Source organism: Flavobacterium sp. CLA17 (assembly GCF_013112255.2).
Taxonomy (GTDB): domain Bacteria; phylum Bacteroidota; class Bacteroidia; order Flavobacteriales; family Flavobacteriaceae; genus Flavobacterium; species Flavobacterium circumlabens.
In genome coordinates this window covers 3,504,063-3,518,450 of sequence record NZ_CP068294.1, presented here as the reverse complement: position 1 = coordinate 3,518,450, position 14,388 = coordinate 3,504,063, and the positions used below count along the sequence as shown (strand labels likewise).

At 40.5% G+C, this 14,388-nt stretch carries 8 protein-coding genes; all 8 read right to left on the bottom strand.

The annotated features are described in order from the left end of the window. Nucleotides 1-7 precede the first annotated feature (7 nt). The 8 genes from HAV12_RS14445 to HAV12_RS14410 all read right to left on the bottom strand — a co-directional run bounded on the left by HAV12_RS14445 (nt 8) and on the right by HAV12_RS14410 (nt 14,384). Nucleotides 8-565: a hypothetical protein gene (locus tag HAV12_RS14445; protein WP_171570279.1), complete on the bottom strand. Its 558-nt coding sequence runs from the start codon at nt 563-565 to the stop codon at nt 8-10. Nucleotides 566-774: 209 nt separating this feature from the next. Continuing rightward, entirely contained in the window at nt 775-2,049 is a 1,275-nt protein-coding gene (locus HAV12_RS14440) for a hypothetical protein (RefSeq protein WP_171570278.1), read from the bottom strand. Between the two features lie 60 nt (nt 2,050-2,109). Then, entirely contained in the window at nt 2,110-3,477 is a 1,368-nt protein-coding gene (locus HAV12_RS14435; RefSeq protein ID WP_171570277.1) for an ATP-binding protein, read from the bottom strand. After that, nucleotides 3,467-4,390: a hypothetical protein gene (locus tag HAV12_RS14430; protein WP_171570276.1), complete on the bottom strand. Its 924-nt coding sequence runs from the start codon at nt 4,388-4,390 to the stop codon at nt 3,467-3,469. Before HAV12_RS14430 ends, HAV12_RS14435 begins: the two co-directional genes overlap by 11 nt. Nucleotides 4,391-4,458: 68 nt before the next feature. Beyond that, the gene (locus HAV12_RS14425) at nt 4,459-5,292 is read right to left on the bottom strand and encodes a hypothetical protein (protein WP_171570275.1); all 834 of its coding nucleotides are present in this window, start codon (nt 5,290-5,292) and stop codon (nt 4,459-4,461) included. 24 nt (nt 5,293-5,316) lie between these two features. Continuing rightward, nucleotides 5,317-7,818 carry a hypothetical protein gene (locus HAV12_RS14420; RefSeq protein WP_171570274.1) on the bottom strand — a complete coding sequence of 834 codons (2,502 nt, stop codon included), beginning with the start codon at nt 7,816-7,818 and terminating at the stop codon, nt 5,317-5,319. A gap of 82 nt (nt 7,819-7,900) precedes the next feature. Then, on the bottom strand, nt 7,901-11,626 hold the full coding sequence (locus HAV12_RS14415) for a contractile injection system tape measure protein (protein ID WP_171570273.1): 3,726 nt from the start codon (nt 11,624-11,626) through the stop codon (nt 7,901-7,903). Beyond that, nucleotides 11,613-14,384 (bottom strand): hypothetical protein, encoded by a 2,772-nt coding sequence (locus HAV12_RS14410; protein WP_171570272.1) that lies wholly within the window; start codon nt 14,382-14,384, stop codon nt 11,613-11,615. Before HAV12_RS14410 ends, HAV12_RS14415 begins: the two co-directional genes overlap by 14 nt. Between the last annotated feature and the right edge of the window lie 4 nt (nt 14,385-14,388).

Here is a 14,388-nt window from a genome sequence, read left to right as displayed (position 1 = left end):
TTGTTTTTTAATTTTTTAATAAGGTTACGTATACGGGTCCTATTGCCCCTGAATAATCAATAGCGGAACAAAAAGGATGATGGTGAATCAGTTTTTTTAAAGCCTCCAGTCTTCGGTCGTAATAGGGGAGTTCTATTTTTTTGCCGGTGATGAGTGGAATGAGATCGTCATTTTTTAAGGGAGATACTTTAAACAAGGGTTCCTGAATCTCAAAAAAGACATCTTCATTGTCCAGTATAAAATCAATATTGAAGTTTTTGTTTTTTAAGGTTTTATTATCGTTTTTTAATAAGAGATGAATATGATCTTCTATTTTACTCAGCACATTTTCAATTGATTTTTCAGGTGTTTTGACTACTAAATACACACTCTTTGCTGTAATTAGATACCCATTGATGATCAGATCATGGTATTTACAGGAATGATTGAGCGCAATTGCGATAAGGGTATGGGTATAATTCAGATCGAAATTGTTTTTCCAGTTTCCGATTTTAAGCTCCGTTTGATGCGTATACAAGCGCTTTTTAGGAAGCACGATTTCGGACGTATGTTCAATGTTTTTCATGATCAATTTATATTTTCCTGGTAATAATTCCTGCAGCAACAGCACCCTTTGTATTTGGTACCTCTGGTTTCAATGCGTATTTCAGATGATTTGTTTGATATTGATTCATTTTGAAGCACTTTAATTAAAATTCAGCCGATCAAAAGGATCTATTAAATAAGTGTGGCTTTGAAACTGATCTCAGCCACACTATCCTTACATTAAACAGTTTACCCTTTTTTAAGACCTAACATGGCTGTAAATAAAGCTTTGGCGTGAGGCCTTGCCGTTAGCGTATCAGGTGCATAAGGTGTATTGGTGTCCGGATTCCATGGACCGACACATCCGCCCTTTTTTACAGGTTTTCTGGTAGCAGGACTCACCGGAGCAATTGAAAACAATCCGAATGCTTCCTCGTCCCAGTAGTTTCCGGGGAAATTGTCCTTAAAATTCATGTCAGGCCCGGGATTCCATACTCCGGAGTTACACGCCGGTGCTGCATGAGGCTGATTACATTGTGTACCCGGTGGATCTGCTTTCCACCATTCATCGGTCCATTCAAAATAGGTACCGCCACAGCAAACTCCCTGACCGATATCAGAGCGATTGGCGACCATATCGTTATAATGACCTGTAATATAAGTAACTAAATTAGCCATCTGCGAAGCATTCATTTCCTGAATATTTCCTGCAGTATCGTGTGTAGAGGCAGGAACGCCCCATTCGGTAAGCATTAAGGGATGAGGATTTGCAGCCGTTGCTGTTTTAAATGTTGAGAATAAATCATCAAACCCATTTGAATTGGTCCAGTTTCCACGATAGGAATTATAACCCCAAAAGAAATTGCCTGCCGTTATATATTGATTTCCTTTAATGACACTGTGCATACTATCATCAGAATTTGCCAATGAGGTCAGTTTTTCCGGAGCGGCACTGCCAATTGCTGTGGCAACCTCATTCCAGTATTTAAAAAATAATGGATTTTGGATTACATCCTCTGCATTCACTTCATTTGCCATTGCAAATCCCATTACAGCGGGATAGGGCCCCCAGGCAGACGCCAGGTTAATTAAGGCGGTTTTGAATGAAGCACGCAAATCTACATTTGCCTTGTCCGCCCAGGTAAGAGGCAGAAATGCCTGCTGATTGGTTTTTGGGGGTGCGTAACCCATTAAAACATAAATCGGATTTTCGCCATTGTTCCAGCAGGCATCCAGAAATTCTTTGTGTTCGTGGTCCCAGGTTCCGGGATTTCCACCCGCTATGAGCTGTGCGGAGTCAAGGGTGTTGTAGGTTTTTAAAAGATTGACTCCATTGGCTCTCATCAGTTCCAGGTCTCTTCCCCATACCGATTTCCAGGTGTTAATGGTAAAATCTCCGTAGGGAACAAAAGCGGCACAGGCTCCCCAGGGTACAGGGGAGTAACTCACTCCGTTGCCAAAAAATGGCTGACCGTTAACCGTAATTTTATACTGGTCAATGGCCCAATTTGTAGTTGATTCCATAATAAAAATTGTTTGATTATATTGATTTTTGATAATTATTATTTCAAAAAAAAAGGATATTTAATTTAAATGTGCTGTGGTGAGGGTTTTGTTTTCCTTCTTAAATTCACGTCTGATACCTTCCAGTAAAACCTGAAAACCCACTACGGTTTCGTTTTTCTGTATCGCTTTCAGGGCGCAATACCGCAATACATTGATAATGGCGCCACCAGCGAGTTCATATTGTTCTGCAATGTTTTCGAGATCAATAGCAGGATCGAGTTTGCATTTTCCCGAGAAAGCATTTTCCCATAACAGCAAACGCTCTTCAGGACCCGGCATCCCAAAATGAATCATCGACTGAAACCTTCTTGAAAAAGCCTCGTCCATATTTTCCTTTAGGTTGGAAGCCAGTATGACCACTCCGGGAAAATCTTCAATACGTTGTAATAAATAACCCGTTTGCTGGTTGGCATGCCTGTCGTTTGAGGAGGAGGCACTGGTTCGTTTGCCAAAAAGCGCATCCGCTTCATCAAAAAACAAAATCCAGTCTTTATGCTGCGCGACATCAAATATTTTCGACAGGTTTTTTTCAGTTTCCCCAATGTATTTGGAGACAATCATCGAGAGATCGACCCGGTATACTTCCCGATTGGTGTTTTTGCCCAGTAAGGTAGCGGTAAGCGTTTTTCCTGTTCCCGGTGGTCCGTAAAAAAGCGTCCGGTATCCGGCTTTAATTTTGTTTTCAAGTCCCCATTCGGTCATCAATGTTTCTCCGTGATTCAGCCAGGCATTAATTTCCATGACCTGCTCCATGACCTGATTTTCCAAAACCAGATCCGACCAGTTGAGGTTGGTAAAAATTTGTTGTGCCGGAAACGAAACACTATGCTCCAGTCGGGGTAAAGTTCCGGTGATAAAATAATGCAGCCAGCGCTCGTTAACCGCCAGGGTCTGGTTTAAAAGCGGAACGTTAGATTCTGCTGCTTCCAGTACTAAAACCTGTTCTTTCGAAAGGATGTTAGCAGCGCTGAGCACATTCAATACTTCAACTTTTAATTCCGGATTGACAGCAGTGATTAAAAAGGATAAGGTCTGACCTGTTGGTATAAATCCGCTGTGGTTTTTATTGATGACACCGCCAAATTCTGTAAAACCACGATCGTACAGGGCATTTTTGCTAAAAAAAATATCCAGTATTTCCGGTTTGATCTGTGGAGCCAGTATCAGGGCAAGGCAAAGCCTTTCGAACAGATTTAAATCCCATTCTGCCACTTTTGTGTAATAAACGCCGTCTTCCGTTTCATCTTCTGCCTGAGGCAGCGGAATGTCCATCCAGTGATTTTCATGACCTTCCTGAAGCAGATAACTGCAGATGACCTGATCGATTACTTTTTGCAGCCAGTCCATTTCCCGGTCCAGTACCAATATGTTGGGGCTAGTTTCCATAATTAGCAAATAGTTTTTCAACATCGTCTAAATTGGCATCTGCCCATTTAAAATACAATAAAGCCGTGTTTGGATTTAGTTCATTGGCTTGTAACATATCCAGAAAATGACCCTGTGCATTCTGCAGGATCATTTGGGAACTATAATCGGCATCGTTATGAAAATTGGCATCATAAAAAGTGTCTGTCCATTCACTCGAATTATTGGTTTTAGTAATGAAATCACTAACGAAAAAAGCCAGTTTATCATCCTGCACCACCAGTTTTTTAGCTTTAAAATAAGCGGGTTTTCTTTTGGTTTCCCGATGATAGTACTCAATATCCTTAGACTGAATAGTTTTGGTGTTCTCCTGCCCGAAAATATCAACCAGGCCAAAGTTTTCGGTTTCGCTGGCGAGTTCCAGTTCCGCATTTTTCTCACCGGCGATGGCCAGTGTGGTGTGAGCGGCGGTGGCACTTTCTGTGACGATATAAATTTCCCGAAAGGAGAATAAGGTCTGCGTCAGTTTTATAATTAATTGCTGCTGAATTTCATTCCAGTTATTAATTTTTATGGACTGCGGTTCTTCGGCCTTAAAAATAAAGCTGCCCTCATGGGCAAAAGCCAGTATCTGCTTGCTGAATTCAAATTGCCCTTCAATGGCGCTATGACCATGTCCACGGCCGGAATAGGGTTTTGAAATTCCCTCGTTAAAATTCCAGTTCGACGCATTCAAAAGTAGCGGAACGCTTAAATCGGCCTCTTCCGGAGCTATGATCGTATTGCGGTACAGATTGCCCAATACGATAATCTCTCCATTTTTTATCTGAAAATAATCGCCGGGAAACAGACTTTGGTTTAAGGGTTTGGTCGGGATAAATCCGGCTGTTTTTAAATAAAAATGTCTGTAGAATTTTTTGTAGATGCTATCCATACGACTAAAAATTAAGAGATGAAAGTCCACTGCAACAGCTTATGCAGCAGTGGACATTTTTAGTTTCCTTAAGAGGCCAGAGCCGCAGCATTTGCAGCCGCCAGCGCATCCTCCAGTGATTTAAGTTCAATCTGGGCTTTGTTCAGTTGAGTAGTCGCCGAATTCAATTGTCTCGTCGTTTCGTCATTGGCTCTGTTGGCCTCCAGATAAGCGGATTTTGCTTCAATATCTGCAGTGGCAAGCAAGGCCAGAATCGATTTATTATCTTTTAATGTAAAAGTTTGGTTCACACTCTTTTTTCCGGTCAGCGTCAGGTAAAGCGTTAAGGCCTGTTTTTGTTCCAAAGCTGTAATCGCTTCAGATTCCAAAGCCAGTGACTGGGCGGCAAAGATTGATTTCAGGGCATTAAGGGTCAGGGCAACAGCATTGTTGGCGTCTGCTCCGGCAGCATTTATTTTAGTGATCAGATCATCTGAAATAAGCGGGTTTAAAGCTTTTTTGCGGATTACGAGATTGGATAACTTATTGATAATTTCTACCGAGTAAATCAGTTTATTGATTAATGCCGCCATTTCTTTGGCTACCGCTCCGGTGTTTTCATTGGCAGCGGTCATCTTAGAAAAGGCAATTTCAGAATTTTGCGTCAGGTCTAAGGCATTCTGAACCACCTGCTCGGCAAGCTGTTTGTTGCTTAAGGACTGGGTTCTGCTGTTTTCTGCCTCTACCACATAGCCCTGATATTTAATGGCTTTCTGATTTAAAGACGAAACAACTGCCAGTTGCTGCTGCACGACAGCCTGTGCATCTGTTACCTGAGACGTTAATAAATCCAGATCGGCCTTTTTCTTTTCTGTAATTCCATATCTCTTCGGAGTTGGTTTTACTAATGCTATAGTTTCCATAGTGTAGAATTTAACGGGTTAGTTTTACTGATTATTTGTTATTGAAAAAAGAAATGGTTCTTCGTTTTCCCAATCGGATAAATTATTGTTGTATTGATTTTGATTGGTCTCATTCCCGGAATAAACAGAAAGGACAACAGGAATGTATAATTTTCCGTCTATCAATGCGTTACCAAAATTGTCAGTCGTGGTCGGGTCAATTTTGGCCTCGTAAGACAAGGAATGTTTAGACGAAGGCAGGGCTGTTGTATAATTCCCTGAAGCAACATTTTCCGCTAATTTCAGATTGAAGAAAAAGCCTTTTTTATTTTTTATTTTTGGCAATTTTTCGGCCATTATCTTTTCAAAAGAAAGATGCAGCTCATTTAATTTTGCGGTAACAGTTAACAATTTTGAATTAATTTCCGTTTGAACCTGACTGTAATTATTGACAATACTTTTATTTTCCGCAGTAAGTGCTTTGATTTTATCTTTGTCCTTAACCGGGTCCAGATTTTTGATCTCTTTTTGAAAGGCATCATCCAATTCCTTAATCTTCAGGGTTATGGTTTTTAGTTCTTCCCTGAATTGACTGATATCATTTTGGGAGTACTGAATTTCTTTTTTGATTACGGCTACTTCTATACTTTCTTCAAAATAATCCAGCTCATAGCTCGTAAAAAGATCTTCATTATACGATAAGAACATACATCTGTACTCCGTATGTTTATGATCCGTCTCGTCTACGGTAAAGTTGATGCCATAAGGTGACAATACCGGCAGGTCGGGATTAAGAATATGTCTTGCCGGTTCTTTTTCTACAGCAATATCGTTTACCACTTTTAGTGTGTTTTTTAAACTAAAAGTCTCCGATGGGGCCGATAGAAAATCATCGTACGTATTAATTCCTTTTTTATAATCATCCGTAAAGATGGTCAGCAGAAAAATCACGTATTTTTCACCCAGGGCCAGCATTTCATTATCAGAATCTACTAAATCAATACTTTGGATATTTTTAAAGCCTTCTCTTTTGGAGTTGGCAGCCAACTGGGCAGTAGTGACTACGTTTTTCTGATCATTTTCAGCCTGTGTTTCCGCAGCAGTCAGATTGGTTTTGGCATTGGTTACGTTTGTAGTGGCAATTTTTAGCGTATCGGCGGCAACTTTGGCCGCATCAACGGCCTTTGTTTCATTCAGTTTCGCATTTTCAAGCGACTGCTCTAAGTTGGTCAAAGCTCTGGATGCGTCTGTGGCCGCTTTGGCAAGATCGGCGTTTTTAGGCTCTTTTTTAGAAGCTTCAGCAGTATGTGCCGCTTTTTCTTTGGCAGCAGGAAGTTCTTTGTTTAATTTGGTGATTTCCTCTTTTCCTTCTGAAACAAGTACATCAGCTTCCTGTTTTTCTTTAGTGGCAGTAACTAATTCAGCATTGGCATCGCGCAGTGTATCTTTTGCCTGAACGACTTTCTCTTTAGATAACTTGGCGGCATTCAGAGCAGCAAAGTACGCATTCGAAGTATCAACAGCAGCAGTAAGCGCTTTTGACGGATCGGTTTCTGAAGGATATTCAGGTGACGGAATAAGCTGTACATATTGCAGTGAATTCCCCATTGCTTCTTCTGCCGTCAGTGCCGAGAAGGTAGATTTTTTACTGTCCTTTACCAGGAAGATATTATAACTTTTTACCGGATTGTCTAAACCAAGAGAGGCAGCATTGGCTGTTTTTTCATTGCTGTTAAAAGGTGGTTTGTAAAAATCAAAAGAAACATTGTAAGAACCGTCATAAACGCTTGGAACATGTACTTTCAGATTATAGTTCAGGCTTTTGTTGTTGAGATTGTAAGCCACTTTTGCGGCCTGCAGTTCCACCTTATTCGATTCTATTGCTCCCTGTGCTTTTTTGGTCGTCACACTTGCCGCCGCCTTGGCATCATTCTGGGCCGCAACAACAGCTGCAATAGCGGTAAAATCGGAGGTTGCCACTTTTAGCAGATTGTCTACGGCAGAATCGGTAACTTTTGCCTTGTCCTGTACGGTCGATGAGGCCACTTCGGCAATAGAGGCAGAGGTTTCCATGGCATGCTGGGACGCCACTTCTGCCAGGTAAGCGGTTGTATTCATCAGCGTGTAAGCCTCAAAACTTTGCTGATAAATCTGCGTACCGTAGTCGGCGGCATTGACAATACTAAAAATGCTTCCCATATCGCTTGCCAATCGTACAATCGCATTGGCAGCAACCTGAATGTTGGCGGCACTCGTGGCTACATTGGTTACCGATTGCGAAGTGTAACTGTTTTGCTGTGTGGCAGACAATAGCGTATTGGTCGAAATGTTCTTGCTTTCAGTAGCCAGTTTTTTAATGTTCTGCGACTGATTGTATTTTTTCGTTGCCGTAACAGACTTGTCGTTGGTTACTATTTCAGCACCTTCGGCATAATAAAGTGTAAACATCGAAGAATTCAATTGGGAGTCCAATTTTTTCTTATTCGATTCCTGGCTTTCTAATGAAGCCAATACACTGGAATGTAAATTTTCACTGTAGCTGTTCATAATTGTTTTTTTAGTGGATTAATTTTTATTTTCAAGGGTCGGTTTATTATAGATATTTTTTCATTTTTAAATTCACACTGGTTTAGTACGGCCAGTTTACATGCAACGGTTTATCCATCCACGGGTATTTCATGATCGAAAAGGCAAACGGAGATTTGTTGATCAGTACGTCGTACGGTTTCTTGTCGACGGTAAGTTCCCAGCGGTCCTCCATTTCAAATAAAGTGCCTTCGCGCACCAGCCAGTTGCCCCTGAAACCGCTCACCGAACATTCGCCAATGGCGTCCCAGTACGAAATAGCTGCCTGTATCAGCCCATTGATTAATTCCCTGTTGGCTTCAGAGATTTCGATGGCATCAGGAACGGTGTGCAGCAGCGATAAACCGCATAATACCTTATTCAGCGGTAAATAGGTTTCTTCGGTTTCTGTTAGTCCGGTAACGACATATTGCAGATACTGAGCGGCACTAATTTGATTTTCGATGCTCGTAAATTTGTTATCCACTACTAATCCAAGGCGTTCAAAAAGCATGACGACATAATCGTTTAAGAGTACGATTCCGGCATTTCGGACTGTAATCCCTTCCTTTAAGACTGTTTTTGCAGGTGTATGGACTTTTAATTTTTCCATCTTTGAAATCACTGCCGTTTTTTGCACCTTCAGAACGATTTGTTTTTCATTCTGTATAATTTCCCTGAAACTAAGCTGCAGGGACAGTGGAAACTGATAGATTTGCTTTTCCAGATCTGCCAGGAAGCTTTTTTTGGCGATTCCTTTTTTGGTCACGACATCCCAGATCAGTTCGTTCCAGATTTTATCAATAGAAATGATGCGCCAGTTGTCGTTGGCTGCCGCCCCAAGCAGTTTCCGTAACAAAAGACTTTGCAGGTCTTTGGCGGCAATTCCGCGGATGGTAAAGGCACCGAGAACATGATAGAATTTCTCCAGAATTTTCAGGTACGATTCTTTGTTTTTGTCCAATTGGCTCACGGCTTCACATAAAGTACTGAAACTAATGTTCCGGCTGAGCCAGTCGGTTTGTGCTTCAGAAAGGAACTCTTTTTTGATTATTTTAAAGAATATTCCGGGTGCTTCGGCTATGATTTCATTCAATACGGCTTTAATCTCCCATGTTCCTGAAGTGGCTAAACCAGTTGGAATTTGTTTTTGGAGAATGACTTGTAAACACCAGTCGTATTTTTCTTTTTCAGTTAGTTTTTGTCCGTTAAAAAGTATCGCGTTTCCGGAAGTTTTTAATGATTTTTCTGCTGTGGTCTGATCCGGAAACAAACTATTTTCAGGAATGAGATCATCTTTATATATTTCGGTATAAGAACTTGCTGTTGCGGTTTTGAAAGCTGTTTTATCCATCGTTTTTGTTTTGTTTTCGAATACCATATTTGGAGTAGCAATCACTTTTTTGAAATAAACCGTAAAAGCTTTTTGCAGCATTTTCTCCAACAGCACTTCATTTCCTTTATAAGCCGAATAGTTCAACAGGGTTTGCCAGAACAATTCCTTCAGTTCATCACTGATTTTACTTTTCGAAACGGATTGGGCTTGTCTGATGATCGCAGCAGACTGGCTTTTGATCCACTTATTTTTCAGGAATATTCCATTCTTTAAAAAATACGAAATGAGGTCCTGACTCTGTTTTTTGTCCTGTTTTCGCAGCAGACTAAATTGGGCGTCCTCAAAATTAGAAACCAATAAATTCGACAACTCCAACTGAGCGTCGGGAGATGTGCTCTGAATCAACAGGACAAGGGCCGCAATATCAATAGCACTGTTTCTTTTTAACTGATTCAGAAAACTTCTTTTGGTTGTAATGCCAAACGATTTCACCCTTCCGGATTGCAATAATTTAGTGATAAACTGAAGGTAATCCTTCCGCTTCGTATTCGTCACTTTTTTGGCTAATTCATGTAGGACCGTTTCCAGAAATACAGACAAATTGTGTTCGGGATGCAGCAATATTTCCTGAACGCTGAACAGCAATAAATCTTCGGTAAGCAGTTCTTCCGGAAACTCGTATTTTTCTTTAGCATTTAAAATTTCATAGACGATTTGTATTGTCCGTACCAGTTCTGTTTTTTTATAACCGGTTTTGTGGACCAACAATTGTAATACGTCACGGTTCAGCACCAACGGAAGTATTTTTTTGATAAAATCTTTATTTCCGTACGACAGCATTACTTCAAAAGCCATTTTCGGATGCAGGGAAATCGTTTTGATCAGTGCGCTTTGCAAGTCAGCAAAAACCTCATTTTTAGTCGATTTTTTTTGCAGCTGCAATTCCAGTTTCGACATGAGATTCCTGAAATGCACGGCAGGATAATTTGAATTATTTCGGCCGATTTCACTGCAATAAACACGGGAAAGCTTGTTATAAATTACGGCTGAATGGGTTGTTTTTAAAGACTCGGGAATTCGTGCCGTTGTAAAGGCTTCCAGCAATTGTTCGGTATCGAGATGGTTCTTTTTGCTTAACGCTTTGATGCAGTGCAGCAGAAAAGCAGTATGATCCGTATTTTTGTTTTGGATCAGAAAAGCAATTCCAATTTGCCATAATACATTGCTTTTTGTTTTGAGCTTCAGTCTGTTGCTTAAAATGTTCAGGTAAAGGACCGTATCCAGATTTAGGGAAGACGTACTGGTGTCGAGTTTTGAAAATAGTAGTTTTACGGCAGTTTCATCGAGATCCCCGATAAGAGAAATCAGTGTCTCTTCTGTATGCAAAACCCTTTTTATAATACTGCCCAGTTTACCGCTGTTCTGCTGGTTAAGCGCTACCATCAGTTCATTCAGGTTATCTTTTGCTGTTTTGGATTTTCGCAATTTCTGATCCTTCAGTAACTGTTCGAAAAGAGTCCAGTAATCCACACTTTTTTCAGTTTGGTAAGGCGCTTTTTTTTGTGTTTCGTATTCCTGTGTCAGTGTTTTTAAGGAGAAGATAAAATCGTTATGCTGGGTTGTTTTGTCCGACAGTTTAATGATTGTATTTTCAATTAATAAAATAAGTTCCAAATACGAAATATTATAATGATTCGCCATTTGCAGAATGCTGCTTTTCATAAAAGCGATTTTATTAAAAAGCGTTCCGCGTTCCAGCAGCAAAAAGTTAAGAATAAAGAAATAAAGGTTCTTTTTGAAACTCGCCGTGCTGGTCTGAATAATGGTTTCTTTTACCTGCAGATTCGTCATCACCGAAGAAAATTCGATAATAGAACCGCTGTTATTAGGCTCTAGTGCGGCTATTATTTTGTTGACATTTTTTTCTTCAAACTGCCATGAAATTCTTTTTCGTACTTCCTCGTGCGTTACTCCGGTTTGTTTGATAATCGCAACCACTTCAGGTAAATGCTGCTGCAGCAGTTCGGCCATAATCTGATTTACGGAGCCTTCTTTATTTTGAAAATTCCACGGCAGGTAACCTTCCAGTAAAAAAACGGTAAGGTTCTCCAGCATCGATTTTTCTTTGTTGTACACCGAAATCAGGTTTTGTTTCTGATTGTTCTGATTGATAATCAGTTCGGCTATTTTCTCGCGCAAAAGGCTACGGATTTTAACACTCAGATCGAATTCAAGGTCGCTGTAATCGCAGGCACCCAGATCTAATTCGAGTGACTGGATTCTCCAGCTTTGTTCCGGCGGGCAAAGTTCATTGAATACGCTGGCGACTTCTCCGGGCAACATAATTTTGCTCCAGGTACTCAGACGTTCCTGAAGTCGGTATCCTTCTTCCCGGGTATCAAAAGTAGTGTCCCACTTTAGACTTGATACAATATGGCTGTTAATTTGTTCCATTTTTTGCTTCTAAAATTGTGGTTAAACTACTAATCAGGTTGAGGGCAGACGATACAGGATCGACAGATACCGGTTGGTCATTTTTAACTGTGGAAGAACCTTCCTGCTCCGTTGGCAGCTGAAGTAATTCGTCTTTGTAGCGCAAACTTTCATACCAGTACATATAATCCGGAATAAAGGTTTCTAATTCCTGAATGCTTAAAAAAAGACATTCATAACTTACATTAAAAGGGACATTCAGTTTAAGAAATTGTTTCAATCTCTTTTTGAATTCCGGGGTTTGCAGCGACGGAATAAAATCCGGGAACAGCAATAAGAAGCTCTTTTTGAAAACTTTAGCATCAAGCGCTATTTTGGCATTACCGGAAGACACCGTTATGCGGAACGAATAATTGGAATTGGCTGTTTTTACGTAATCTTCTTCGTTGACGGTCGCAATGTTGCTTGCCGTAAACGGATATTTGGTTCCGGAAAACAGCAGATAGCCGTTTTGCAGTTCACTATCCAGTGTGGCTTCGCTGCTGGCGTTTAAAACATAATTCAGGTTGGTCACGGTTTCAAAACTGATGTTGTCAATCGTGTAATAGGCTTCATTTACCGAATTCGGTTTTAGGACTTCTAGATTAAATTTCAACGGATTCAAAAGCAAAACCGTTTCCAGCAGCAGACTGCCGTGTCGGTTTGTCGTAAACCACAAAGCTTTCTGGATGGTTTTGTAAATCGTGGTATTGTATAAATTTTCAATATTGATTTTTTGACTGTCCAGTCGCGCTGAGATGAAATTTTTGTATATGTTTTTAAGCCCGAACAATAAATTCAGCTTCAGTTCTAATCCCGAAAAATTATTGAAATCCTGTTGGTGCAGTTTTTCTTTTGTATTGATTTGCTCGGATTTGAATATAAAATCGGTCGTATGTTCGTTGACAGAACCGAATTCCTTATCACTAATCTTCGGTAGGTTTATATCCGGATTTCCATCAACATGAGGGGCTATTTTTTTAGCGCCCAAATAGTTATAGCCCTTTTGTCTGTTGTAGGACAGCAGTCCGAGGTTTTGCAGATACAGGCTTTTTAAGATAATCTGGTCTTTTCTTTTGTCTCCGGTATAAACGGTGTCCTGAATAATCGCATCGATTACTTTGGGAGATTCACCGTGTCTGGCCAGAAGGTGGTCCAGAAGATTGTTTCGTCGGTCGAGGTTTGTTTTTTCCTCTTCCATGATTTTCATTAAACCAAAAATATACGGATTGTATGGATCCTGTTGGTATTCGATCCAGCTTTTCTCCAATAGCTCAGCCCTGGATTCTGTACCGGAACTGTAATTAAAAGCCGTATTGTCTTTTAGCAAGGGTTTAATGTGAGGAATGCTATACAGGGACTGATAAAAGTAACTGGGTGCAAAGGTTTTATAAGGCACCGGATATTCTAAATGTTTTTGATCGTATGGATCTTTTACAGCATAAAAATTATCTTCATCAGAAGGAGCACCGCAAAGGGCGTTTTTAAAAGAAAACAGTTTCGAAATATTCGCCAGTTGCGAAAACTGATTGGCCAGTATCTGATCAAACAACGTCAGATATCCTTTCAGCTGACGGGATTGTGCCACCTGAACGGGCAGTGAGGCGTTTTCTAAAGTGTCATCCCCAATGCCGTACTGCTGCGGGAAGGTATTCTGAATGGAGTAGTAGGTATTGATATCCCTAAAACTGCTTTTGGGTGCTTTGGAATTGGTTTTGTTGTTGATAAAAGCGGTGGTTTCATTAAAATTATCCATCCTGATTTGTAAAGGCCCGAAGCTGTCAGGCGGCAAATCTTTTCCGTTTGTATTTACGAGCAGTTTCTGGTTTTGAAAAGAAGCCAGTACATCAATAGCCAGTATCTCACTTATTTCAGCTTGAAGCACTGTAACCGATGCTTGGTTCTGATACAGCTGCACGCACGATGCTGAGGCAATACCGGGTGTAGATGCTATAATGGTTGCCAAATCAATTCCTTTTATCGAATCTTTTTTATCGGTTAAGGATTCCGTTAAAATCCAGCCGTTTACCAATTGCGGGCCGTCAAAAATTGCTTCTGCCGTGTATCCGTTTTGTTTTAAAGTATCGTAATCTGCCTGTGTTATTTTTGAAAAGATATAGGAGCGGATATTGTTTTGCAATTCCAGTAAAACAGTGTACGGATCGGCATTTTTTTCGAGTATGATTTTCGTATCTATCCAACACGCTACCGGGAGTAAAGCCATTGGGGTATTGAAAATTTCGCCCAGGTTTCGGCTTTTATTCAAAAGGTAAAAGGCCGATTTGCAAAGCCCTGAAATTTCAATTGGGTCTGTAATCGCCGGATTTATATAAAGATAAACCTGATACACTTTGTTAAAGGGAAAAACATTATCGTTATAGCAAAGTAGGGTAACATTGTCTACATTTTCTATGCCGTCGATCAGGTATTTTTTATAATCATCAATCGTGTAGGGGGCTGTAGTCAGGATTTCGGAAGGCTGGTAAAACTGGTTTTCCATTTCCATTTTCCCTTCAGCATCGGTCAGGATATCGGCAATGCTAAAATCGGTGCAATAACCCAATTCCGTCAGCGCATAACAAAACTGGTCCAGAATGGTCATTCCGGGATCACTCGGATTAAAGTTGGTCCATTCACTTCCGATATGCTTTTGCACATAAGCAATCGCCTCTCCTTTCAGGAAAGAAAAATCCTGGGAAGCGGGAAGCTGTTTTTTGGTTATGTGATTTGCGGTATCCATCTGA

Bases quoted from the DNA above. Each gene is read 5' to 3' on its own strand.
- HAV12_RS14445 (WP_171570279.1), bottom strand. From the start codon at position 565: ATGAAAAACATTGAACATACGTCCGAAATCGTGCTTCCTAAAAAGCGC.
- HAV12_RS14440 (WP_171570278.1), bottom strand. From the start codon at position 2,049: ATGGAATCAACTACAAATTGGGCCATTGACCAGTATAAAATTACGGTT.
- HAV12_RS14435 (WP_171570277.1), bottom strand. From the start codon at position 3,477: ATGGAAACTAGCCCCAACATATTGGTACTGGACCGGGAAATGGACTGG.
- HAV12_RS14430 (WP_171570276.1), bottom strand. From the start codon at position 4,390: ATGGATAGCATCTACAAAAAATTCTACAGACATTTTTATTTAAAAACA.
- HAV12_RS14425 (WP_171570275.1), bottom strand. From the start codon at position 5,292: ATGGAAACTATAGCATTAGTAAAACCAACTCCGAAGAGATATGGAATT.
- HAV12_RS14420 (WP_171570274.1), bottom strand. From the start codon at position 7,818: ATGAACAGCTACAGTGAAAATTTACATTCCAGTGTATTGGCTTCATTA.
- HAV12_RS14415 (WP_171570273.1), bottom strand. From the start codon at position 11,626: ATGGAACAAATTAACAGCCATATTGTATCAAGTCTAAAGTGGGACACT.
- HAV12_RS14410 (WP_171570272.1), bottom strand. From the start codon at position 14,384: ATGGATACCGCAAATCACATAACCAAAAAACAGCTTCCCGCTTCCCAG.